Source organism: Bordetella tumbae (genome assembly GCF_965139195.1).
Taxonomy (GTDB): Bacteria; Pseudomonadota; Gammaproteobacteria; order Burkholderiales; family Burkholderiaceae_B; genus Bordetella_A; species Bordetella_A tumbae.
Map to the genome: position 1 here is coordinate 114,070 of NZ_CBCSJH010000011.1, position 23,171 is coordinate 137,240.

A 23,171-nucleotide genomic window follows, 5' to 3' on the forward strand; every position below is an offset into this window, starting at 1 on the left:
TCACAACGCGCCGTGACGCGGCGGCCGCACACCGTTGAGGACATAGTTCCCCACGGCGTGATATTTCCAACGAACGGGATCATGCAACGTATGCGTACGCGCGTTACGCCAAAACCGATCCAATCCCAAACCATCCAGCGTCGCGCCCGTGCCGCTCAGCTCGAATAGTTTGCTGCCCGCCAACAAACTGGCACTCGTGCTCAACGCCTTGGCTTGCGCCACAGCGATAGAGGCGGCTGCGACACTGTCCTCGTCGGGTTGCAACTGGGCAGCATCGACAGCCAACGCTGCTCTTGCCAGCAGTGCCTGCGCGGCACACAGGCGTACGTGCACATTGCCAATCTGCGCCAGCAATAACGGATCCTGTGTCGCGCTTTCCACCGCAGCATCTACCCACGGGCGCGCATGTTCACGGATAAAGGGCAAGGTCGCTTGTAACGCTCCCCATCCGATACCCAGATCCAGTGCAGCATGGATAATCTGGGCAAATGGCCCGATGGTCGTAGGCTGCTCGAACGAAGCCGTGAACGGAACAACCCATTCCGGCTCGACCCTCACTCGATCAAACTGCACAGAGCCGCTGCCAGTGACGCGCTGCCCGAAACCATCCCAATCATCAGTAATGATCACACCGGCCGCCGAACGTGGCACGAACGCGAGATACTGGCGTTCTCCCTCATCCTCATGGGCAGTGACCAGCGTCGGAATCCAATGCGCATAGATAGCGCCGGTGCAATAGAACTTCGCACCATTGACAACCCACCCGCCAGACTCACGCAATAGCTGTGTGCGTCGCTTGAAATCGCGATGCCCGATCTCGGCCAGCGCGTTGCCCAGCCGCTCACCGCGTAGCACACGCTCATAGAAGAACGCCTTTTGTGCCGATGACCCACCAACGCGCAGTACCTCCAGCGCATAGTAGTGATTCTGCGGAATCTGCCCGACGCTCCCGTCCGCCTCGGCGATCAAGGCAACAACTTGAGTCAGCGTTCCGGTAGAAACGCCCGCGCCGCCGTATTCCCGTGGCACCGTGATCCCCCACAGACCGCTCTGGCTCAATGCGTCCACTTCCTGCCAGGGCAAAATACGGTCACGGTCGCGTTGCTGTGCCTCGATAGCAATCTCGCTCGAAAGCTGATTTGCAATCTCCAAGGCTTCTGATTCGCTGCGAATGATCTGTGCGGGCTGCGCAGGCAATGACGCCGGCGCAGCCCGTGCCCCCGACGTCGATGCCTCATGTGCTGGTCTGCTCGCCATAGTGATACCTCTGCTCATCGCTCTCAATTCCATTGATGGCGTTTGGGCAACGCACCATTGAGCACATAATTTCCAATCAAGTGATATTTCCACCGTACCGGGTCGTGCAGCGTATGCACTCGCGCGTTGCGCCAATGCCGATCCAGGTTATGTGCCGCGCGGCTGGAAGACGAACCCGCCAAGGCAAACAAATGCTCACTGGCGAGCAAGGCGGCCTCGGTTGTCAGGATCTTGGCCTGTGCCACGGCGACAGAAGCTCGAGCACTGACGTGTTCGTCAATGGGCTGGTGTGCAACTGCATCCAGATGCCGCGCAGCCTCCAGCAATACAGCATGAGCTGCATCCACCTCAATCTGCAATTGACCAACCTCGTTGATGATGTAAGGATCGTCGCTCGCACGCGTCACCCCCGAATCCACCCATGGCCGGCTTTTTTCCCGAACAAAATCCAGCGCATCACGTAGCGCCCCTTGAGCGATGCCAGCATCAATGGCAGCCTGAATCAACTGCGATACCGGGCCAGACAAGGTGGGAACATCCTGGAAACGCCATATAGGGACCACGTCGTCCTCGCCGACCGGCACGCGATCGAACACTATGCCGCCACTGGCCGTCGTACGCTGGCCAAAGGAATTCCAATCATCAAAGATCGTCACACCGGGAGCATCGCGCCTGGCCCAAACCTGTAAGGGCCTGCTCTGTTCATCCTGCGCCCGAAACGGTATCCAGTGTGCAAAAGCCGAGCCCGTGGAGTAAAACCGCGAGCCGCTCACACTCAAACTGCCGTCTGCCTTGAGCTGCAAGCGGGCTGTCGGCGAGACCAGCTGCGCGGCCTTTGCTTTACGTTCCGGCCCCGCGTTACCAATCCGATGTCCGCCGAGCACATCTGCGAACCAACGCTGTCTTTGTGCCTCGCTAGCGGTGTCTTTCAGATTTTGAATGACCGCAAAATGATTCTGCGGAATCTGTCCCAGCGAGGGATCCGCCCCGCAGATCGTGACAAACAACTGCGCCAGCGTTTCGTACGAAGCCCCAAGCCCACCGTATTCCTTGGGGATGGTGATCGCCCATAGACCGCTGGCGGTATAGCGCTCTATTTCGTCCCAAGGCAGGCGGCGCTCTCGGTCGCGTTCGGCGGCGCTCACACGAAATTCTTCTGCCAAAGCCCGTGCGATCTGTAACGCTTCTGCGTCGCTAGTGACGCGATATGGCGTCTGCGGCGGCAGGGGCAGCCGCTCGAGAATGCGAGGGGATTCCCCTGCTGATGACGATGGCACCGTAGCACCGAGCCCCTCAGCAGGCAAAGCACCGCTCCGAGCTTTCAGTATTGTCATTCCAGACCTCAAGATTGAATCGCAAAAATAGCGGCTCCCTGCCCCTCGCAACGGCGAGCACGCTGTGGGCAGCCCCTCGAACACTCAGCGGTTGCGCAGCCACCGCACATAGCCATCGCCGAGGACCTGCACCATAGTCACCAACAGAATCAGCACAGCAATCACGATCAGCATCACCTGCGTGTCGAAACGCTGATAGCCGTAGCGGATGGCCAAATCCCCTAAGCCGCCCGCCCCCACTGCACCGGCCATCGCCGACGAACTGATCAGCGCAACCAACGTAATGGTGAATCCCCCGATAATCCCCGGCAGCGCTTCCGGCAAATAGACATGCCGCACAATGTCCCATTTCTTGCAACCCATCGCCTGGGCTGCTTCGACCAGGCCCGGATCGACCTCCCGTAAACTCACCTCGACAATGCGCGCAAAAAACGGGGTGGCGCTGATCGCCAGCGGAACGATGGCTGCCCACACCCCGATCGTGGTGCCTGCCACGATGCGGGTGAACGGAATCAACGCAACCAGCAAGACAATGAATGGCGTTGCCCTGAACCCGTTGATCACACTGCCCACCACACGGTTAATACGCGGCGAAGCCAAAAACCCGCCCGGTGCGGTCACAATCAGCAAGACAGCCAACGGAACGCCCGCGACAAAAGCAATCCCCCCCGACACGCCAACCATCATCAGGGTGTCGATCAACGCATTCCAATAACGCTCAATGGAAATCGACAGCGTCAGCGACATATCCCAGCACCTTGATATCGTGCGCAATGGCCTGTGACCCCTGCGTCAATTTTTTCCGATCCGGCTCGCCAACAACAACATCGTGCAACGCGACCAGCAACTGTCCCTGCGCGTGCCCTTGTATGCGATCCAGCCCTCCGTGCAACAACCGCACAGAACCGCTCAGTGCCTGGCCTATGCGAGAAAAATCCGGCTCCAATCCACCTTGGCCCCCGTAGGTCAGCTGCAAGACCTGTGCACTGCGCCCTGCTGGCCGGGTCGGCAACAGAGAACGCCGTACATCATCGGGCAGGCCATGCTGCAACGGCGCAAGCAGCGCTTGCGTAGCCGTATGTTGGGGATTCCCAAATACCTGCCATACCTCTCCCAACTCAGCGACGCGTCCGTGCTCCAGTACCAGCACCTGGTCGGCAATCTCTCGGATCACGCTCATCTCGTGCGTGATCAAAATGACGGTAATACCAAGCGTACGATTGATATCGCGCAGCAACTGCAAAATGGCTTGTGTCGTTTCGGGATCCAACGCCGACGTCGCCTCGTCGCACAGCAGAATCTCCGGCCCGGTCGCCAGGGCGCGGGCAATGCCGACGCGCTGCTTCTGGCCTCCCGACAAGCGGCCCGGATAGGTGTTGGCCTTGTCCTGAAGACCGACCAGGGCCAACAGCTCATTGACCCGTTCCGTCACCTGAGTTTTATGCACTCCCGCCACCAGCAACGGCAACGCGACGTTCTCAAACACCGTCTTGGCCGAGAGCAAATTGAAATGCTGAAAGATCATCCCGATGCGGCGGCGCAATTCGACTAATTGCGATTCGTCGAGCGTGGCAATGTCTACACCGTCAACGAGCACCTGACCGCTTGTTAGCGGCTCCAGCCGGTTGATCGTGCGCAACAGGCTGGATTTTCCGGCACCGCTGCGTCCGATGATGCCAAAGATACTGCCCGGCTTGATATCCAGGCTGATTGCCTGCAGCGCCTGCACCGGGCCAGCCGACGAAAAATAGGTCTTGGCCACGTTGCGAAACGATACGGCTCCTGTCCCGCGCTCTGCGCTTCTCGGGGGCAGAACTGCTGTCGATGACAGCTCACTGCCTCCCGCCTCCTTGGCATCCTGCCCCGCCAGCATTTGCCTTATTGCAACGGATACTCCCATCGAAATGCCCCTTTCTCTATGTCTCACGCAACACGCTGCGCGAGACCCTTGGCGTTCTTACTGCTTGATCCAGGCCAGCGTGTACAGGCGATTGTCGTTAGAGAACGCACGATGGATATCGGCTTTGACCGCATCAGAGCTCTGATAAATCTGGACAAACTTCTGAATCACAGGATCTTGTGTACGCTCGCTTTTCACGACAAACTGAATCGAAAAACGGGCGTCCTCAATACCTGAATAGGCCAATCCACTGGAGGGATCAAATGCCTTGGCCGCCACGATGAAATGCGGATACCCCTGCGCAATATCCACGTCGCCCGTGATGCGCACCAGCTGTGGTCCTTCCACCTCGACAAAACTGAGTTTCTTCGGATTCTCGACGATGTCGTCCAGCGTCCCCAAAAAACCCACTGCGTCCTTGAGCTTGATGAGCCCCACCTTTTGCAACAACAGCAAGCCACGCCCTTGGTTCACCGGATCGTTGGCAATGCCCACTTTGCCGCCCTCTGGCACCTGCGAGATATCCTTGTGCTTGAGCGAATACAACCCCACATTGGCCAGAATCCCCGTCCCTGCGCTGGCGAGCTTGTAGCCGTTTTTCTGGATAGCGTTATCCAGAAAGGGTTGATGCTGAAAATAATTGATATCCAGATCGCCCGAATCCACCGCCACATTGGGCGTCGTCCAATCCGTAAACTCCACCACGTCCACATCGATACCTTGAGCCTTGGCCTCCTTGGCGGCGACATTGATCGAATCAGCGTAAGCGCCCGGCACCACGCCAATACGCAGTTTGTCGGCGGCATGGGCGCTGAAAACTGTCAGTGCGGCCAAAGGAACAATGAACCAGCGGGAAAATGTCATGGAGGGCTCCGAAAGAGCTAGGCGGAATGAAGGAAAGAGGACTATTAAAACTGCGCAACGCAGTTGCCGCTACGAAACAAAATTTGTATGCATATATGCATTCCGAATGTCACCTAAGCCGCTGTTGCAAAAAGACTTTTATTTGTTATTTGCTTCTTCCCTGAGGTTTGGAAGCGACGCCAATACGCTATAGTTCGTAGCTGGACTGCGCGCCGCACAAACTCCCGGTCTGCTGCGAACTGACTTACTCAAAATTCCTTTCCGTGAGCAGTTCTCGAACGGCCGTCTCAATCAGAAAAACCATGAAAAAATACGATCTCGAAAAGAACAAAGCCCTGAAACTCGCTGGCCAATTAAAGCAAGCGGGCACCCCCGGCCGTTACGGTTCCGATCAATTGCTCGATCGGCGCGAACAGCGCAAACTGGACCAGGCCGCAGGTCTGGTGCCTTTTCCTCTGAAACTCACCCAGGTGCAGGCTGATCGCCTGCGTGCCCTGGCCCAGGAACGAGGCGTATCCACGAACGACATCGTGGCCGAGCTCCTGCAAAAAGCGCTCGACGCCTGAATTATTTATGCATATCTGGGTCGATGCCGACGCCTGCCCCGCAGTCATCAAGGACATTCTGTTTCGCGCTGCTCAGCGCTGGCAGATTTCTCTCACGCTGGTGGCCAATCAAATGCTGTACACGCCCCCGTCTGCGCTGATACGGGCGGTGCAGGTGCCACGTGGTTTCGACGTGGCCGATGCGCATATCGTTATGCATGCCGAGGCGGGCGACCTGGTCATCACGGGAGACATCCCGTTGGCCGCTGAAGTACTCGAAAAAGGCGCCATGGCGCTGAATCCGCGCGGCGAGCGCTATTCGCCGGAGACGATTCGAGAGCGCCTGGCTATGCGTGACATGATGGAGGAGTTGCGAGCCAGCGGCATCGAGACGGGTGGCCCGGCGTCATTCAGCCAGGCGGATCGCAAGGCCTTTGCCAATCAGCTTGACACGTTGCTGGCGCGGCATGCCCGATTGACGACAAAGCCGCCGAATTAGCGGCCGGCGCCTCGCGCGAGCCATATGTCCGCCTCTCACCCAAACTGATTGCGCCGTTGAAACTGTGCAATTGCATTCAGCAGGTGCGGCGCGAATCTGGCCTCGTACTGCGCTGCGTCCCATTCGCGCGACTCACCCGCCAGGTGCAACGCCCCAACCGGAGCCCCGCTGGCGTCAATCACTGCCGCAGCCAGTGCGATCTCGCCAATGATGAACTCATCGACGACCATGGCGTAGCCCTTTTCCCGTACAGGTTTTAATGCGGCCTTGATGGCCTTCGGCGTCGTCAAGGTATGTTGGGTATACGCCCTCAACTCTGCGTCGGCCAGCACCGATGTGAGCCGTTCCTCATCGAGCCGCGATAACACCGCACGCCCGCCAGCAGTACAGAATAATGGCACGCGACGGCCAATCAACGATGCGTGGTAATGCTCTGTCTTGGTCTGGTGACGCATCACATGCACCAGCTCGCGGCCGTCATACAAAGACAGACTGATCTTTTCACTTGTGGCCTGCGATAGGCTCAGCATGATGGGATTCCACGCCTCTACCAACTCATGCGTGCGCAGAAAGTGAAAGCTCAAATCTAGTACACGCTTTCCCAGGCGATATCGGCGCGTCTGCGGATTCTGTTCCAGATACCCTTCGGCGTTCAGCGTATAGGCGTAGCGCTGCGCGGCGCTCTTGTCCAGCCCGGTCCGTTCCATTATCTCAGTCAGGCTCAGATCACCGCTGGCGCTTTTAAAACAGTTCAGTACGGCAAATGCCTTGCCTACTGAGCCTACGTACAGAGCGTTGCTTGTCATCGTTTTCCAGAATAGACCGGTTAGGTCAAGTAGCGCATAATAATATTAAGTATTAAATAGTAATACCACAACTAACGCAACTCCCCGGAACAGCCTTTTCATCCGAGCATCCCCAACGGACCGAACAAATGAACGAAACCGCCGGAATTCCCGCAACACAATGGCTAGCTGGCCAACACGACAACATGCTGGCCTTGCTGGCAGACCTGGTCAATATCGACTCCAACAGCTACGACAAGCCCGGCGTGGCGCGAGTATTCCGACGTCTCGAATCATTCTTCTCCGAGCATGGCTTAGCGGTGACGCCGCATTTCGTCGGCGATGTCGAAGCCGCAATTTCTGTCACAGTGAACGCCGGCAGCACAGTGGGGCAGCCGGTTTTATTGATGGGACATTGCGACACCGTGTTCCCGGCCGGTGAAGCCGCCCGACGTCCCTTTCGCATTCAGGACGGCCGAGCCTACGGTCCCGGTGTGGCCGACATGAAACCCGGTGTCGTCATGAACGCGTTCATCCTGGCCGCTGCCACGCAGAGCTCGGAGCCGCTGCCTGAGATAACTGCCCTATTCACCTGCGACGAAGAAATCGGCTCGCCACTGAGCAAGGACGTCATCGTGCCCTTTGCCGAGAAAGCTCGTTTCGCATTCAATGCAGAGCCTGGCCGCCCCTCAGGCAACGTAGTCACCGGCCGCAAAGGCGGCGTGTTCTTTGAAATGGATATCGAGGGCCGCGCCGCGCATTCCGGCGCCAATTTTTCCGAAGGCATCAGCGCCATCTCTGAGCTCGCCCACAAGATTGTGGCGCTGGACGAACTCACCGACATAGACCAAGGCGTCACCGTCAATGTCGGTCTAGTGTCTGGCGGCCTGTCGGTCAATACCTCGGCGCCATCAGCTAAAGCATCCATTGACCTGCGCATTTTCGATCTGGAACAGCGCGAATCGCTCGTCAGCAGCATACGCTGCATCTGCAACAAGTCCTTTATCACCGGCACGCTATCCAAGCTGGATATCAAAGGCGAATTCCGCCCATTCGTGCCCACTGCGCAATCCAAGCAACTGTTCGAGTTGTACCAATCGGAATTGAACGCCATGGGGCATCAGGCCGAGGGAGAATTCAGCGGCGGCTGTGCCGACTCCGGCGTGACCTCCAGCCTGGGGGTCATCACCTTATGCGGCACCGGCCCTGTGGGCGGGAAGTTCCACACGCTGGATGAGTATTGCGAGATCGACACGATCGTTCCTCGTGGACTCGCTGTGTTGAATACGCTGACGAGGCTTTCTGAACAGCAATGGTGACGGGCAGCAAACCCTCGGCGTTCCTTTCTGAATACCGGCCTAGCTCTCGCCATGGCGCCGGTACTGAGGTACCTGCCATGCGACAATGACGTTGTCCCTTCCGACAACCCTGCTCATGCCCGATACGACCTCCCCCGCCTCATCCCCCTCCGTCCGCGTCGCCATCATCGGCGGCGGCCCCGCTGGTTTGATGGCGGCTGAGACGCTCGCGCGCCACGGCATACTGGCCGACGTCTACGACGGCATGCCCTCCGTCGGACGGAAATTCCTGTTGGCTGGCCGTGGTGGATTGAATCTGACGCATAGTGAGCCATCAGAGCGCTTCAATCAGCGCTTTGGCAGCCGCAGTTCAGCCGTCGCCGCCTGGCTGCAACACCTGGACGCACAAGCGTTGCGTGAATGGGCTCATGGTTTGGGCGTCGAAACATTCGTCGGCTCATCCGGGCGTGTATTCCCGCTGGAAATGAAGGGAGCTCCGCTATTGAGAGCCTGGCTGNCGCGGCTGCGAGCCGCGGGGGTGCGCTTTCACATGCGGCACCGTTGGAACGGTTGGCCGGAGGGTGAAACCGCCACCCCTCAGATGCTGCATTTTGAGACGCCGCATGGGCCGCTGACTGTGCATGCGGACGCTGCGATACTGGCCTTGGGCGGCGCCAGCTGGGCTCGTTTGGGCTCTGACGGCAGCTGGGTCGCGGGCCTGCAGGAGCATCACATAGATGTTGAGCCGCTGCGTCCGGCCAATTGCGGATTTGAGGCAGATTGGAGCGCACATCTGCGCGAACGCTATGCAGGAACGCCTCTCAAATCGGTCGCCATGGCGCTGGATCGCAATGGCGAGCCCGGCACATGGCGGCGCGGCGAGTTCATGCTGACCGAATCGGGCATCGAAGGCAGCCTGGTCTATGCGCTGTCAGCCGGGTTGCGAGACGCGATTGACGCACAGGGCTCAACATCTGCCTGGGTCGACTTACTACCCGACCTCTCTGCCGACAAAGTCCTCGCACAAGTTTCACATCCTCGCGGCGCGCGCTCCATGGCCAGTCATTTGCAGAGCCGGCTTGGACTAAAGGGCGTCAAGACAGCATTGCTGCGTGAGTGCACCGATGCGCAGGTTTGGCAGGATATGGCATTGCTGGCGCGCCGTATCAAGGCGCTGCCCCTGCGATTACTGCGTACGCGGCCGATCGATGAGGCCATCAGCAGCGCTGGCGGTGTACGGCTGGAGGCCACCGGCGACACCTTGATGCTCAACAATGCACAGGGTATTTTCTGTGCGGGAGAAATGCTCGACTGGGAGGCCCCAACGGGCGGCTATCTGTTGACGGCAAGCATGGCCAGCGGCGTAGTCGCAGCCGAGGGTGTACGCGCACGTCTTATGTCCTGAAATTCGATGACCGGAGATGCAATCGATGAAAATTTTCGACAGCAACACCACTGCAGAACGCTTGGTATTCGATGCGCTGATTCCGGCCATTCGGCAGATGTTCATTGAGACTTGCGTAGTCCCTCGCCGGCATATTCATACCATCAATGAACGCGAGCACACGACCGATACGCTGTTGATCATGCCTGCGTGGCAGGACGGCAAATACCTGGGCATCAAGCACGTGACGATCTTTCCAGAGAACGCCAAACAGGGCAAATCTGGCTTGTTTTCTACCTATACGCTGTTTGACGCCACCAACGGCCAGCCGCTGGCCATCATCGACGGTGACCAGATCACCGTACGACGCACCGCAGCAGCCTCGGCATTGGCGGCATCCTATCTCGCACGCGAGGACGCGACAAACATGCTGATCGTGGGCGCCGGCAACGTCGCCCGTGCACTCGCGCCAGCCTATGCAGCGATACGTCCTATCCAGAAAATCTCGGTGTGGAACATCAATCCCGAAAAAGCCGATAGCCTCGCACAACAGCTTTGTGCCGAAGGCTTTGACGCGCATAGCGTCGCCGATCTGCGCAGCGCGGTCGAACAAGCCGACATCGTGTCGTGCGCAACGCTATCGCGCGCGCCGCTGATTCAGCGGGCATGGCTGCAGCCCGGAACGCACCTGGACCTCATCGGCAGTTTTCAACCCGCCATGCGGGAATCAGATGACGAAACGTTCGCAGACACATCCGTGTTCATCGATACCACCGAGGCGTTGGAAAAATCCGGTGATCTGCTTTCCCCTATCAGGAACGGCCGGTTCGACGCCGCCAACGTGCGGGCCACGCTCGAAGACCTGTGCAATGGCGTTCATCGAGGGCGTAGGTCTGCGGATGAAATTACGGTCTATAAAGCGGTGGGGACAGCATCCGAAGATCTGGCTGCGGCCATTCTGGTTTATCAGCGTGATGGCCACCCGGCACAGTCCGTGATGTTCTGACGACTCACGATGAACCTGATTGTCTTTTGACTCCAGATGTCCCTTTGCCTAAGTGATCTGCAGCATTCAAGGTCAACTCAGGAGAACTCGCGATCATTTTGGCGAATGTAAAACTAGCAATTTGCCGCGATGTACAAAACTCCTCACTCACGCCGGCTTGCAGCATCTCGGCAAGCCACCGATCGTTAATCGTAGATGCTGACTCTATCAGCCATGCGGCAGCCTCTCGAGGCTTCAACCCAAAATGCCGACTGGATTCCAGGAGCTGCGTCACGCCGGCTTGGCGTTCTCCCGAACGCGTGACAGACATGGCCAATATTGGACCAATTCCATCATTTTTTCTCATCAAGGGCACGAGATCAAATGCTGGCGCCAGTCTCCATTGTCCATCGACTCGCACGAACCCGTGATTTCGTGGATGATCATCCACGTTATTGATCAGTGCATTAAATGCCATGCGTTTCCAGATCTCTTTGATATCCTCCTCCCCGACACCCATTCGACGCCCTCGGTCCGCCAACGCCAAATAAGATCTGGAGCGATGACCTGGTAAAGTTCCTATATCCAGCCCAAGAGCTGTATGGGCACTTAAATATGGGATCCGTTGTCCGTCAATACCAAGACGGTCAAAGCGCTTAACAAGCACAAGCTCATGTTGATTCGGCGTACGTATGAATCGAACCTCTGCCGCATTTAGACCGCACAGCCGTCCAAGCCTCATCGCGACATTCTCACGGGCCGGCATGTGCGGAGCATCGCCTCGATCTTGCAGCTTGGCCAACCACTGAGAGTCGTCATCGTGGACGGTCAGCTTAGGCCGCTCACCCCCCATGCTGGTACCAATCTCGTACATCCGGTGTACGGCATGACTTGCGGCGCGCTCAGGGCTGAGGTCAGAAAGCGCATCCACTAAGCAACTCAAGGAAGGAGAAACACTTGAGTCCAATTTCGCCTTGATGTCGTCACAAATCTCAATGGCGCCAACACTATCGCCCACGGACTTTTCCAACAGATCCATATCGGAGAGAGGCTCGTCCTCTCTGCCAAATCGATAGTTCAGCAGATCACGGCCATACCCTTCGGGGCATACATCTCGGAAAACGCCAAAAAGCCCTTTATTCAGCCGAGTCTCATATTTTTTATCGGGGCGTTTGTGATTGAGAACCAGATGAGCCGGATCGAGACTAAACGACGTTGCGTGAGCGACGTATGTCGGATCGTAGACAAAAGAACCGATCGGCTGACCGGCTCTTATCTGTATCTCGAACCGCCCGGCAATGATGGGATGAGTCTGCCCCGGCAGCCAGACCCACACTGTCTTGAGCTGTGATGAACTCATTTGGACTTCCTTCTGCGCACACGCTTAGGCACGTCATCAATACGTTCGATCAGCAAAGGGTCACTGGTTTCGAACGTGACAATCGTATCCAGGTCGGACAGCACATTCAGCCCCCAAAGGACCCGGGCCACAGCTCCGATAGAGGTGCCCGCGTCTCCACGTTCAATGGCAGTGAGTGTAGACAACCCTATCCCTACCTGCTCGGCCAGATCAGCCTGGGTCAGGCCAACCATACGCCGGCGTAGGGCCAGTCTTTCACCAAATTCGACCAGCGTCTGGTCAACCTCAACGGGAAGAGGATAAGATCGGGGCATCACGATTAATCATTGAAATACCAATATTTATGTTAATTTAATTTTGATAAAACAACAATTAAACAATTTCCCCGAACAAGAGTTACTCTGAAACCCTCATCGGCACACAAGGAGCCCGAGCCATGCTCAAGACATTCAAGATCGGCGACCACGTATCCTGGAATTCCGAGGCGGGCCACGTAGCAGGCACGATCATTGCCGTCCATACTGAGGACTTCGACTACAAGGGACATACCCACCGTGCCTCGCCAGATCACCCTCAGTACGAGATAAAGAGCGACAAAACTGACCATATCGCGGCGCATCGAGGCGAAGTACTCAGGCACGTGAAGGGTAATAAATAAGATATGGCGCGGTTCCATCGAACCGCGCCATCGTCAATACCACACCAGCGTCAGGCAGGCATTCCGCCTGCCTTTTTACCAAACGCTATCGAGGCCGCAATACCAACGTATCCCCCAATTCACTCTCAACTTTCTGACGGCTGAATGCCATGGGAATATATTTCCCTGTCGCCCAGCCCTCCAGCAGATTCCGGTAATACGGACTGCGCGGATCGGCGGATTGTCCCGGCGTATTCTGGATGCGAGAGTTATCCCAGTTGCCTACGTCGATCACCTGCCGATACGACGCGCCGCTGATTTGCCGGAAATCCGACTTGCGGAATGTCGCGCGATGTACCGTATCGTTGTCGCCGCTGACCGGATAGCGAGGCGTGCCGTAGGCTTTGGCGGTGCCGGACGGTAGTAGGCCAGCGAGGCCGTGCTCGAACTGGATATGATGCAGACGCCCCCATTCCCATTGTTTGGGATCGGTACCCAGTGCCGCGGTCAGCTTACGCATCCCATCGCCGAGCGCGGCCAGCAGCAACGCTGACCGGCCCTGCTCTGGCCGCGGACCGAAGGCCGCATCGGGCGTCGCCAGTTTTTCCAGCACTTTGATCGTCGCCAAGTTACCGAACACCTTGCTGCCCTGAGGAGGCACATAGAGCTCGGACACTCGCTTGACCACCTCTGGCAACCAGAACTCATACACAGTGGCGGCGTCGGAATCGACTTCGGTGCGGTAGTCCCAGTCCTTCAACAAGCGCAGTGCCTCGCCAACCACAGGATCGGTAGAGTTCAGCGTCTTTGCATAGCCCGTCAATGTCCGTGCCGGCAACGACAGATTGTCGAACTGCAGATGCTGCGAGGCCTCCAGATCCAGCCCCTTTGCATCGGCGAGGACTTCTCGGATTCGCTTGACACGGAACGGCTCTGCCCAAGCGCGCCCGGACATGTCCTTGTACGGATAGTCATAAGGCAGGTTGTATTCATTAGCTGTAGCGATATAGCCCTCAGGCGGGTTGAACGCTTTAGGCAGCGAACGCGTCGGCAGGAAACCGTTCCATTCGTAATCGCCATTGCCCGGCACCGGCAGCATGCCTGACCAGTCCTTGCGTGGGCGAATCGGCGCGATGCTGCCGCCGAACCAGCCGATATTGCCATCCACGTCGGCATACACCATGTTTTCGCTAGGGGTGTAATGCCGTTCCATACCGGCGACGAACTCCTGCCAGTTTTGGGCTTGATTCAGGCGCAAACTGGCCAAGTAGGCCGCCGTTCCCGGAAACTCCAGATAAGCGGCGCGCAGCGCGTAGGCTTTGTGAGCCACGCGGTCTTCGTGAATGACGGGCCCATGCCGGGTGAACTTCAACTGCCGTGCAGCAGCGGCCTGGCCTCGTACCGGAATCGATTCGTCCACGGACCGCATGCTTTCCCAGCCGCCGCGATAACGATACTGATCGGGATTCGCCGGATTCGTGTCATAGACGTAGAGGTCTTCTTCGTCGGCAAAGGCAAAGATGGTCAGGCCGAATGCGATACGGTCGTTATGCCCCATAGATACGCCAGGCAATGCTGGCTCACCTGCGCCTATGACATTCCACCCCGGCGCGTTCAGGTGCACCATGTAGCGCAGCGATGGCATCGCGATCGCACGATGCGGATCGCCCGCCAGAATCGGCCGGCCTGTGGCTGTGCGCTGGCCAGAGATGGTCCAGTTGTTGCTCTCATAGCGAGGCGCCATCGGATCAAAGGCCGGGTCCAGCGAGGCCAGCATATTGGCCGACAGGCTGCGCGCGAGCTCTTCGCGCTCGGCCGCAGCCAAGGGACTGCGAGGGAAATCGCCCGCTTCGAATTTCTGCCCCTTGCGAGCCAGGTTGTAGTCGGCCAGAATGTTTTCATTGATCTGGCTCACGTTCAATCCAGCCGGTACCTGCAAGGCAATGGGCGGCTCATAGACGCCGAGGTCCTGCACAGTATTCACACCGAGCGCCGCGATCTGCTGGGCCAGCTTGACTTCACTCGTCGCGTTACGGGTCAGCCCATAGATACGGATCAGCGATGTCTGCGGGCTCCAGTAACCCGGCTCGGTACCCGTCAGTTTGAATTCGGGGGGCAATTGTTCGGGATTGGCCTTCACCCAATCGACATAAGCATTGATACCATCGGCAAAGGCCGTCAGGATCGCCTGCCCTTCGGGGTGATAGCTGGCAAACTCGGCCTGCAGATCGCCGCGGTATAAAAACAAGCGCGCGGCTCGATCTTGCTCGACGAAACGCGGGCCGAACTGCTCGGCCATTTTGCCTTCGCCCTGCCGGCGCCAGAGATCCAGTTGCCACAACCGGTCGCGCGCCGCGCTGAACCCCTGGGCAAAGAACAGATCGTGTTGATTCTGGGCGTAAATGTGCGACACGCCGTGCTGGTCGCGCAGAATTTCTACAGGCTGCGTCAAACCCGGCATATCGATGGTGGCATGCTTGTCGCCACCCGGCCCCGCGCAACCTGCCAGCAATGCCACGGCGCCACATGCCAGCCATGCGGCGATCTTGCGATTGAACGTACGCATATCTCTCCTCCTCCCTGTTGGCCTGCTAGCGCCGTCGCACCTGTCCCGGCGCATTGCCAATAATGTAAACAGATGGCAGAGAAATATTGTTGTATTTCGTGATTTTTTTCAATCAACGTAACAATCCTGCATAAAAAAGGACTTTTGGAGAGGGAATCAAGATCTACCACCGCGCTTTTGAAGCGTCTGTTTATGTATCCGCACAGAAAAATTTACCGACGGTTCGTTGCGGTTCGAGACTCGCCCTACATGCAGTCAGGCGTCAGAATTCCAATTACGGTAGTCACCGTCGGCACGATATTTGCGGTGCACCGAGCCCACACACCGTTTGGAGAACTCACATGAAGCGTGAACTACTTGCCCGGGTTGCAGCGATAACCTTCATAGGCGCCATGGCTAGCGGTGCATATGCCCAAAGCGCACCCGATACGAGCGTACCGTCCAATGCGCCCGTGCCGTCGGGCCAGACCTCGCCCTCCGGCGCAACCTACCCGGCGCAAAGTGGTCAGAGTAATACTGACAACCGCTATGCAATGCCCACCGGCGCAGGCGGCGACTCGTGCGTCCCCGGCAGCAAAACCGGCCTGCAGCTAGACCACAACTATGTCCCCAATCGCAAAGAGACCGCTATAAACGAAGTGAGGACGTCTGATACATGCAGCAGCAGCTAAAGCTTGCTTGCAAGTCAGCGGCACCCCCGGGTGCCGCTTTTCATTGCCGACAGGGCGTCGGCAAAAATGTCATATTCGCAAGGCACACTACAGGCTCTGACAGAAAGGAGCCCAGCCATGCAGCCCTATTCCTACCGCCAGATTGCTTCCGACCTCGTGCTCTGGGACGAATACGTCAACAATTTTGGCGAACTGACTGACGACCAATTCCGCGCCATGACCGTCGAGCAGCGGATAGCCATGATCGCCCGTGCGTATGGTCCGGAACGTCAATCGGTGACAACCGCCCTGGTTTGATACGCGTCTATTCGGTGTGGCTTTACCGAAAGAGCACTATTCTCGGTATGACGGTCTCGTGGCGGCGACAGGCACCGCTGCTGCCAGCGACTCAGAGATAGTCAAAGATTTTGTTCGGCCGCCAAGGTAAATATCTTGGCCCAGCGATGCGCTTGCTTGCGATCCGGCATGGGGATTTCCCAGTCGCCTTGAGCGTCGTGCGCCAGATGCAATGCAAGCATCCAGTGCCCGTCGCGCGTCAGCGCCCGGACGTTGCCGATATCCGTGAAAATGAATTGAGCATTGCTGCCATCGACCGTCAACGAACCTCGCTTTTCATTGGCGTCGATATGAATTCCACCCCAGGATTCTTTTAGCGACAACCCACGTTTGCCATTGACGGTTTTGCCATGAATCGTGCGGTACCGTTGAACGAAGCCGGCGATCACAACAACGATCAGCGCGACCGCCAGCAAATCGGCACCTACACCCGCCAACCAGCCGAACTTTGCGGCAACGCTCATGTACAAAGCAACCGCACCATAAATAATGGCCGCGAGCACGATGAATGCTAGAACAATGGGCACGTGCGCTCCTGTGAGAAAAAATACGACATCTGTAGATTGTCCGCCTCGTCGCAAATCCGAGGCCGAGCCGGCGCTCGTCACCGCCCGAGAATCAGACGTTGCCGCCTCCAATCATCCTGACGAGGACTTGGATTTCCAGCCCGTTGCGCTCAGCTCTTCAATCATGATTTTAGCGATTCGGCGCGTGCGTTCCGGTGTCATCCTGCTACGTATCGCTCCCACACTGATGGCAGCATAAGAACCCGGCGTGACCTCGAACGCCACGCCTACGCCCCCCACACCGTCGGCGACCAGATTCTCGGTCGACGCGTAGCCGAGCTTGCGGATGGTCCGCATTTCATCGAGCACCGTGGCCAACTTCGCGCGCGATGGCGGCAGCTCTTTTTGCTGACGCCGGTGAAACTCCCTGATTTCGGCATCGCTCAATGTCGACAGCAAGGCCGTGCCCGCTGAACCCACGCCAAGCAGGCGCAAACCATCTATCTGCAGAACCAGCGCCTTGATCGGAAACGTGCCTTCTTCGTAGTGAATGCAGTGGGCATAGTCGCCATTACGAACCACGACATAAACGGTGTCTTCGGTTCGACGCGCAAGCCGGATCATCAAGGGCCGGCACCGCTCCAGGATCGGCACCCTGCTCATGGATTTCAAACCGAGCTGCATCGCCTCCAGCCCGAGGCGATAGCGTTTCTTGTCATCACGCTCGACCAAGCCTGCTTCGACCAGGATGCTGGCCAGTCGATAGGCCGTGGTGCGATCCAGGCCCGTGGCATCCACCAAGGTACGCAGAGCAATGCCACTCTCGTGGTGCATGCCCACGAGCTTTAGCAAACTCAGTGCACGAAAGACAGACTGGCCACCAGAGACTTTGGTCGGTATGGACATGGAAACACCACGCGGTAGATGCCTCAATAATGTGCATATTATGAATATATGCCTCAGGCGTGACGACGGATTTATGTCAAATGTGCATATTGTGATCGATTTCGCATATCCGCTTTGACCCGACTCGTCGTCGCGCAAATACTCTGGCCGTCATAACAATCACTACACCACCAAAGGAGGAATACCGAATGAAGCACGTGCTGCTGATGGCGCTCGCGAGTCTGGCCGTAGCGGGAACGCCAGCCCTGGCGGGGACCTATCCCGACAAACAAGTTCGCATCATCGTGGGATATCCCCCTGGCGGAGCCTCGGATATCGTGGCCCGGCTCGTGGCGAAGGACCTGGAGGAAATGAACAAGCAGGCGTTCGTCGTAGAGAACAAGCCTGGCGTCGGCGGGATGCTGAGCCTGAGCACCGTGACCCGAAGCCCCGCTGATGGCCATGTATTGGGCCTCGGCGTGAGCGGCACCTTGGTGACCGGACCTCATCTGCAAAAGAATCAGTTATACGCGCCCAAGACAGATTTTGCGCCGGTCAGCATGATCGCCAAGGTCCCCATGGTGCTGCTGGCCGGCCCAGGCTTGATGCAAAACTCTGTCAAGGACCTGATCGCCCAGGCCAAGGCCAAGCCTGGGGACATGACGTTCGCTTCGGGAGCCCAAGCGTTCGAACTGGCCCTGCAATTGTTGAATCACAGCGCCGATGTGCAGATTACGTCGGCGTCGTACAAAGGCGGCGCGGCCGCATCCATCGATGTGATTGCCGGGCGGGTACCGATCATGATCGACAGTATCGGCGCCCAACTGAGCAACATCAAGGACGGCAAATTGCGGCCGTTAGCGGTCCTGGACCGCGAACGTTCGCCGGTGCTGCCAGAGGTGCCCACGATGCAGGAGGCCGGAGTGGCCGATTACGATGCCGTAGGATGGATTGCATTGCTGGCGCCCAAGGGCACGCCATCAGACGTGATCGCCAAACTGAATAAACAAATCAATCAAATCGTCGAGCAGCCCGAGTTCAAAGACAAACTGATGTCGCTGGGTTTTCAGCCCGACGGCAGCACGCCCGAGGGCCTGCAGAAAACGATCGACGTGGATTACGACAAATGGGGTGAGGTCGTACGTAATTCCGGCATGGCAGCCAACTAACGTTTTTCAAGCCGGTCCGTCGGAGCGGCATTCCTTTCGCTTGAGCCTATTACCGTGCCGCCACTGCGGCACGGCGGGGAGAGCTGTTTCTCTTTGCAGGAAAATCGCATGTCTATCACGCAATCCAACCAGAATCAGGACTGGTCATCAGATCTTCGCCAGGCGCTTCAATCGGCCAATTTACCTACCTTGCTGATGGTCCTGGTGCATTTGACCGGAGACCGGAAATGGCTGGCCGAACCCTATCAGTGCAGCCGTATCGCCGGGCTCGATGACAACGACTCCGGTGGGTTGCCCGACACCATTCAAGACGAGATCAGAAACACGGCGTACCAGGCAATCCTGGACTGGAAAGCGGGACAGACCCCTGCCCTGCCCGATCCGACGCCACAAGATCTGGTCCGGATGCTCTCGACCAGCATCGGCGAGGACGTCCCCGACTCGTACGGGCCGATGATTGCTTCCTGGTTGGGATTGGACCCGGAGTTTCAGCTGGATCAGCGCGAGCGATTCCACCCGAGAGAGGGCTTCAAGGTCGTGGTGATCGGCGCGGGCGTCGCCGGCATCTGCGCCGCCATCCGGCTGCAAGGCGCAGGGATCGACTATACGGTCATCGAAAAGAACCCGGATATCGGCGGCACGTGGTACGAAAATCACTATCCCGGCGCTGGCGTCGATACGCCGAATCATATTTATTCATTCTCCTTTGCCAAGCGGGACTGGACGAAATATTTCGCGCTGCGCGACGAAATCCAAGGGTATTTTCTGAAGGTGGTGGACGACTTCAAACTGCGTCAACACATTCGCGTGAGCACCCAATGCGAACGCCTGGCCTATGACGAGTCGAGCTGCACCTGGTCGGTGACGGTGACAGGCCCGAACGGCCAGACAGAGACATTGGTCGCCGATGTGGTGATCAGTGCCGTCGGCATTCTGAACGTGCCGAAGTACCCGTCCATCAAAGGGCTGGACACATTCACTGGGCCTTGTTTTCATACCGCCCGCTGGCCGGCGGACATGGATGTCACGGGCAAGCGCGTGGGCATCATCGGCAACGGCGCGAGCGCAATGCAGATCGTGCCGGCCACTGCCGGCCAGGTAAAGCACATGACGGTATTCCAACGCTCCAAACAATGGGCAGCGCCCTTCGAGCGATTCAAGAAAGACGTACCGCATAGTGTGCGGTTCCTGTTGCGCGAAGTCCCGTTCTATCAAGAATGGTATCGGCAGCGACTGGCCTGGGTATTCAATGACCGCATACATGCATCACTGCAGGTCGATGCGTCCTGGCCGCATCCGGAGCGTGCGATCAATCGCCGCAATGACAAACATCGCGAGTATTTCACCAACTACATCAAGACCGAGTTGGGCGACAGACAGGAGTTGCTTGACGGCGTATTGCCGGACTACCCGCCATTCGGCAAACGCATGCTGATGGATAACGGCTGGTACCGCACGATGACGCGCGACAACGTCACGCTCGAAAACAACCACATCGCCCGGGTCGACGGCAACACCGTGTGGACCGAGGATGGAAAGCAACACGAATTGGATGTCCTGATTATCGCGACAGGCTTCGATGCCGTGAATTTTCTCTCGTCGGTGGAGGTTTACGGACGAGGAGGCGAATCCATACGCGAACGTTGGGATAACGAAGGGGCCGAGGCCTACCTGGGCGTGACGACCCCGGGGTTCCCCAACCTGTTTGTGCTGGCTGGACCGAATACCGCGCTGGGCCATGGCGGCAGCGTCGTCGCGTCGCTGGAAATTCAAGTGCGCTACGTGCTGGGTTTGCTGCGTCAAGCCATGGATCAGGCCGGCGACGAGCATTTCGAAATCGAAGTCCGGCAGGACGTGCACGATACCTTTAACCGCCGCGTCCAGGATGCCCACCGCAAGATGATCTGGACGCATAAAGGCATGTCCAACTGGTATTGCAACGCCAATGGCAAGGTAGTCGCCCCGACACCGTTTCGCAATGACGACTACTGGCACATGTTGCGCGATACCCGGCTCGATGATTTCGTCGTGAAAGCGCAGCATCCCTGCGACAGTCAGGACGAGCCACAGGCAGTGGAGTAAATCATGAACACGATGAACACAGAGAGCAACACCGGCCACCTGTTGAGCGGGCTGCGGATTCTGGATTTAGGAACGATGGTCGCGGGCCCTGTTGCGTGCACGCTATTTGGCGACTTCGGGGCCGAGGTGATCAAGGTCGAGGTCCCCGAACGCGGCGACACGGTTCGAGACATCGGCCCCTATGTGGACGATGTGTGCCTTTACTGGAGCGTCGAGAACCGCAACAAGAAATCGGTCACGCTCGATTTGCGTACGCAGCAAGGGCGCGAGCTGCTATTGAAGCTGATCGCGCATGCCGATGCCGTTGTCGAAAACTTTCGCCCCGGCACCCTGGAAAAATGGGGTTTGCCGTACGACGTCATGAAGGCACACAACGAGGATCTCATCCTCTTGCGCATCTCGGGCTTTGGCCAGACCGGGCCCTACCATGCACGCGCAGGTTACGACCGTATCGCACTGGCGTTCGGCGGAGTCATGGGCATCACCGGTTTTCCTGATCGCCCGCCCGTCAAGATCGGCACATCGATTGCGGACTACCAGACCGCGATCCTCGGCGCGTTTGCGCTATTAATGGCCATTTACCACCGGGATACGCATGACGGCGGCGGACAGGAAATCGATCTGGCCATGTATGAGTCCATCGCCAGATTCACCGATGTGCTGATTCCCGCCTACGACCGCCTGGGCACGGCTCGGCAGCGGCGTGGCAATACCCATTTTGCCTCGGCGCCGGGCGAGCATTTCCTGACGAGTGACGGCCGCTACATCATCCTGACGATCTCCGCTAATGCAGGGTTTGAGCGTCTGTGCGCCGTCATGGGACGGCAGGACTGGGCAACGGATCCGCGCTTCGTATCGCACGAATCGCGCTGGGAAAATGTGGACGAGCTCAATCGCGGGGTGGCTGAATGGATACTGAGCAAGCCCACCGACGAGATCTGCCGCATCCTGGACGAAGGCAAACTCGCGTACTCGTTCATTTACAGCGTGGCGGACATGGTGAACGACCCGCACTATCAGGCCAGAGGCACGATCACTACCGTCCATGACCCCAAGATCGGGCCTATCCGCATGACAGGCGTCGTGCCCAAATTCTCGAACGCTCCCGAAAAGAGCATCACACCGGCGCCGGAACTCGGTGACAGCAATGAAGAAGTGTATGCAGGTCTGTTGGGACTATCGCGCGACGAGTTGGATCAGTTACGCGCCGATAAGGTGATCTGATGGAACGCCCTATGGAGAAGGGCTTCGAGAAGTGCGTCGTTTTCGGCGGAGGCGGCGTCACCGGCATTGCCTGGGAAATCGGCGTCATGGCGGGATTGGCGCGTGCCGGCATCATAGTGTCATCCGATTGTTTGCTGATCGGAACATCAGCCGGATCGGTCGTTAGCACCGAACTTGCCCAAGGCGTGCCCGCCGAAGAATTACTCGCGCGCCAGCAACAGCCAGCCGAAGCATCAGGTGAGCTATTTAGACACTATTCACAAGAAGATGCCGACCAGAAAAACCGCGTCCTGGTGGATAAAGTCCAGGGTGACCTCACAAAGGCTCGCCGACGGATAGGCGCCTTTGCCATACGCAGTGAGACGCCATCGCTGGACACACGCCGCGCTGTCATCAGCGCGCGACTGAGCCGCACAGCCTGGCCCGCCACCGCACTGCGTCTGACAGCCGTCGATGCAACAACGGCGGAACTGGTCGTACTGGACGCGCAATCCGGTCTAGCGCTGACCGATGCCGTGATGGCCAGCTGCGCTGTCCCCGGCGTATGGCCCACCGTGCCATTTGATGATAGGCAACTCATGGACGGCGGCATTCGATCCATGACCAATGCGGACCTTGCACTGGGTTGTAAGCACGTGCTGGTACTTGCCCCGCTCGGCTATAGCGACACCAACCCCGTCAGTGGCCATTTGCGCGCCGAAGTCCTGGTGCTGCAACGCGCCGGCGCACACGTAGAAGCAGTGCTGCCAGACGACTATTCACGCAAGGCGATTGGAGACAATGTCCTCGACCCTGCCGGCCGCCAACCCAGTGCCGAAGCCGGGCTGGCGCAAGGCATGCGCCTGGCCGATGCATTGGCCTCTGTCTGGAGGGAATAAGCAGGA

Annotated in this window: 23 protein-coding genes and 1 pseudogene; 13 read left to right on the forward strand and 11 right to left on the reverse strand. The window is 58.0% G+C overall.

Annotated features, from left to right (window positions below; all coding sequences use genetic code 11):
* The 5 genes from ACNA0J_RS14280 to ACNA0J_RS14300 all read right to left on the reverse strand — a co-directional run bounded on the left by ACNA0J_RS14280 (position 1) and on the right by ACNA0J_RS14300 (position 5,355).
* A complete protein-coding gene (locus tag ACNA0J_RS14280; protein WP_415819545.1) occupies positions 1 to 1,257 on the reverse strand; it encodes an SfnB family sulfur acquisition oxidoreductase in 1,257 nt (418 codons plus the stop codon).
* 23 nt (positions 1,258 to 1,280) lie between these two features.
* Positions 1,281 to 2,591, reverse strand: coding sequence for an SfnB family sulfur acquisition oxidoreductase (locus ACNA0J_RS14285; RefSeq protein ID WP_415819546.1), 1,311 nt, complete (start codon positions 2,589 to 2,591; stop codon positions 1,281 to 1,283).
* A gap of 84 nt (positions 2,592 to 2,675) precedes the next feature.
* Positions 2,676 to 3,338, reverse strand: coding sequence for a methionine ABC transporter permease (locus tag ACNA0J_RS14290; RefSeq protein WP_415819547.1), 663 nt, complete (start codon positions 3,336 to 3,338; stop codon positions 2,676 to 2,678).
* Positions 3,310 to 4,491, reverse strand: coding sequence for a methionine ABC transporter ATP-binding protein (locus ACNA0J_RS14295; protein WP_415819548.1), 1,182 nt, complete (start codon positions 4,489 to 4,491; stop codon positions 3,310 to 3,312). Before ACNA0J_RS14295 ends, ACNA0J_RS14290 begins: the two co-directional genes overlap by 29 nt.
* A 57-nt stretch (positions 4,492 to 4,548) precedes the next feature.
* Positions 4,549 to 5,355 (reverse strand): MetQ/NlpA family ABC transporter substrate-binding protein, encoded by an 807-nt coding sequence (locus ACNA0J_RS14300; protein ID WP_415819549.1) that lies wholly within the window; start codon positions 5,353 to 5,355, stop codon positions 4,549 to 4,551.
* 302 nt (positions 5,356 to 5,657) lie between these two features.
* Here ACNA0J_RS14300 and ACNA0J_RS14305 point away from each other — a divergent pair, with 302 nt between their 5' ends.
* Both ACNA0J_RS14305 and ACNA0J_RS14310 read left to right on the forward strand, forming a co-directional pair.
* Positions 5,658 to 5,921, forward strand: a complete 264-nt coding sequence (locus ACNA0J_RS14305; RefSeq protein WP_415819550.1) for a hypothetical protein — start codon at positions 5,658 to 5,660, stop codon at positions 5,919 to 5,921.
* Positions 5,922 to 5,928: 7 nt separating this feature from the next.
* A complete protein-coding gene (locus tag ACNA0J_RS14310; RefSeq protein ID WP_415819551.1) occupies positions 5,929 to 6,399 on the forward strand; it encodes a YaiI/YqxD family protein in 471 nt (156 codons plus the stop codon).
* A 35-nt stretch (positions 6,400 to 6,434) separates the two neighbouring features.
* Here ACNA0J_RS14310 and ACNA0J_RS14315 read toward each other — a convergent pair whose 3' ends face one another.
* Positions 6,435 to 7,205 carry an IclR family transcriptional regulator gene (locus tag ACNA0J_RS14315; RefSeq protein ID WP_415819552.1) on the reverse strand — a complete coding sequence of 257 codons (771 nt, stop codon included), beginning with the start codon at positions 7,203 to 7,205 and terminating at the stop codon, positions 6,435 to 6,437.
* Between the two features lie 128 nt (positions 7,206 to 7,333).
* On the opposite strand from ACNA0J_RS14315, the gene ACNA0J_RS14320 reads away from it, so the two are divergent.
* From ACNA0J_RS14320 to lhpI, 4 genes and pseudogenes are all read left to right on the forward strand, one after another.
* Positions 7,334 to 8,503: a M20 family metallopeptidase gene (locus ACNA0J_RS14320; protein WP_415819553.1), complete on the forward strand. Its 1,170-nt coding sequence runs from the start codon at positions 7,334 to 7,336 to the stop codon at positions 8,501 to 8,503.
* Positions 8,504 to 8,618: 115 nt separating this feature from the next.
* Positions 8,619 to 8,999, forward strand: a 381-nt coding sequence (locus ACNA0J_RS14325) for an NAD(P)/FAD-dependent oxidoreductase (protein WP_415819554.1), incomplete at its 3' end; no start/stop codon positions are given.
* Position 9,000: 1 nt separating this feature from the next.
* Positions 9,001 to 9,887: pseudogene (locus ACNA0J_RS14330) on the forward strand (TIGR03862 family flavoprotein); the annotation flags it as partial.
* 25 nt (positions 9,888 to 9,912) lie between these two features.
* The gene (gene lhpI / locus ACNA0J_RS14335) at positions 9,913 to 10,872 is read left to right on the forward strand and encodes a bifunctional Delta(1)-pyrroline-2-carboxylate/Delta(1)-piperideine-2-carboxylate reductase (protein ID WP_415819555.1); all 960 of its coding nucleotides are present in this window, start codon (positions 9,913 to 9,915) and stop codon (positions 10,870 to 10,872) included.
* A gap of 4 nt (positions 10,873 to 10,876) precedes the next feature.
* Here the strand turns inward: lhpI and ACNA0J_RS14340 are convergent, their stop codons facing one another.
* Together ACNA0J_RS14340 and ACNA0J_RS14345 are read right to left on the reverse strand one after the other, a co-directional pair.
* Positions 10,877 to 12,211 carry a type II toxin-antitoxin system HipA family toxin gene (locus ACNA0J_RS14340; RefSeq protein WP_415819556.1) on the reverse strand — a complete coding sequence of 445 codons (1,335 nt, stop codon included), beginning with the start codon at positions 12,209 to 12,211 and terminating at the stop codon, positions 10,877 to 10,879.
* A complete protein-coding gene (locus ACNA0J_RS14345) occupies positions 12,208 to 12,525 on the reverse strand; it encodes a helix-turn-helix domain-containing protein (protein ID WP_415819557.1) in 318 nt (105 codons plus the stop codon). The genes ACNA0J_RS14340 and ACNA0J_RS14345 overlap by 4 nt, the downstream gene beginning before the upstream one ends.
* Positions 12,526 to 12,647: 122 nt before the next feature.
* Here ACNA0J_RS14345 and ACNA0J_RS14350 point away from each other — a divergent pair, with 122 nt between their 5' ends.
* On the forward strand, positions 12,648 to 12,869 hold the full coding sequence (locus tag ACNA0J_RS14350) for a hypervirulence associated TUDOR domain-containing protein (protein ID WP_415819558.1): 222 nt from the start codon (positions 12,648 to 12,650) through the stop codon (positions 12,867 to 12,869).
* A gap of 85 nt (positions 12,870 to 12,954) precedes the next feature.
* Here ACNA0J_RS14350 and ACNA0J_RS14355 read toward each other — a convergent pair whose 3' ends face one another.
* Positions 12,955 to 15,414 (reverse strand): penicillin acylase family protein, encoded by a 2,460-nt coding sequence (locus ACNA0J_RS14355; RefSeq protein ID WP_415819559.1) that lies wholly within the window; start codon positions 15,412 to 15,414, stop codon positions 12,955 to 12,957.
* 341 nt (positions 15,415 to 15,755) lie between these two features.
* On the opposite strand from ACNA0J_RS14355, the gene ACNA0J_RS14360 reads away from it, so the two are divergent.
* Both ACNA0J_RS14360 and ACNA0J_RS14365 read left to right on the forward strand, forming a co-directional pair.
* Positions 15,756 to 16,085, forward strand: a complete 330-nt coding sequence (locus ACNA0J_RS14360; protein ID WP_415819560.1) for a hypothetical protein — start codon at positions 15,756 to 15,758, stop codon at positions 16,083 to 16,085.
* 117 nt (positions 16,086 to 16,202) lie between these two features.
* Entirely contained in the window at positions 16,203 to 16,382 is a 180-nt protein-coding gene (locus ACNA0J_RS14365) for a hypothetical protein (protein WP_415819561.1), read from the forward strand.
* A gap of 101 nt (positions 16,383 to 16,483) precedes the next feature.
* Here ACNA0J_RS14365 and ACNA0J_RS14370 read toward each other — a convergent pair whose 3' ends face one another.
* Positions 16,484 to 16,948 (reverse strand): hypothetical protein, encoded by a 465-nt coding sequence (locus tag ACNA0J_RS14370; protein ID WP_415819562.1) that lies wholly within the window; start codon positions 16,946 to 16,948, stop codon positions 16,484 to 16,486.
* Positions 16,949 to 17,059: 111 nt separating this feature from the next.
* On the reverse strand, positions 17,060 to 17,833 hold the full coding sequence (locus ACNA0J_RS14375) for an IclR family transcriptional regulator (protein WP_415819563.1): 774 nt from the start codon (positions 17,831 to 17,833) through the stop codon (positions 17,060 to 17,062).
* Positions 17,834 to 18,021: 188 nt separating this feature from the next.
* Between ACNA0J_RS14375 and ACNA0J_RS14380 the strand changes: the two genes are divergently transcribed.
* The 4 genes from ACNA0J_RS14380 (at position 18,022) to ACNA0J_RS14395 (ending at position 23,165) form a co-directional block, all read left to right on the forward strand.
* A complete protein-coding gene (locus ACNA0J_RS14380; RefSeq protein ID WP_415819564.1) occupies positions 18,022 to 18,981 on the forward strand; it encodes a Bug family tripartite tricarboxylate transporter substrate binding protein in 960 nt (319 codons plus the stop codon).
* 108 nt (positions 18,982 to 19,089) lie between these two features.
* Positions 19,090 to 21,063: an FAD-dependent oxidoreductase gene (locus ACNA0J_RS14385; protein ID WP_415819565.1), complete on the forward strand. Its 1,974-nt coding sequence runs from the start codon at positions 19,090 to 19,092 to the stop codon at positions 21,061 to 21,063.
* A gap of 3 nt (positions 21,064 to 21,066) precedes the next feature.
* Positions 21,067 to 22,287, forward strand: coding sequence for a CaiB/BaiF CoA transferase family protein (locus ACNA0J_RS14390; protein ID WP_415819566.1), 1,221 nt, complete (start codon positions 21,067 to 21,069; stop codon positions 22,285 to 22,287).
* Complete coding sequence (locus tag ACNA0J_RS14395) at positions 22,287 to 23,165, forward strand: patatin-like phospholipase family protein (protein WP_415819567.1); 879 nt, start codon at positions 22,287 to 22,289, stop codon at positions 23,163 to 23,165. Before ACNA0J_RS14390 ends, ACNA0J_RS14395 begins: the two co-directional genes overlap by 1 nt.
* The last annotated feature ends 6 nt before the right edge of the window (positions 23,166 to 23,171 follow it).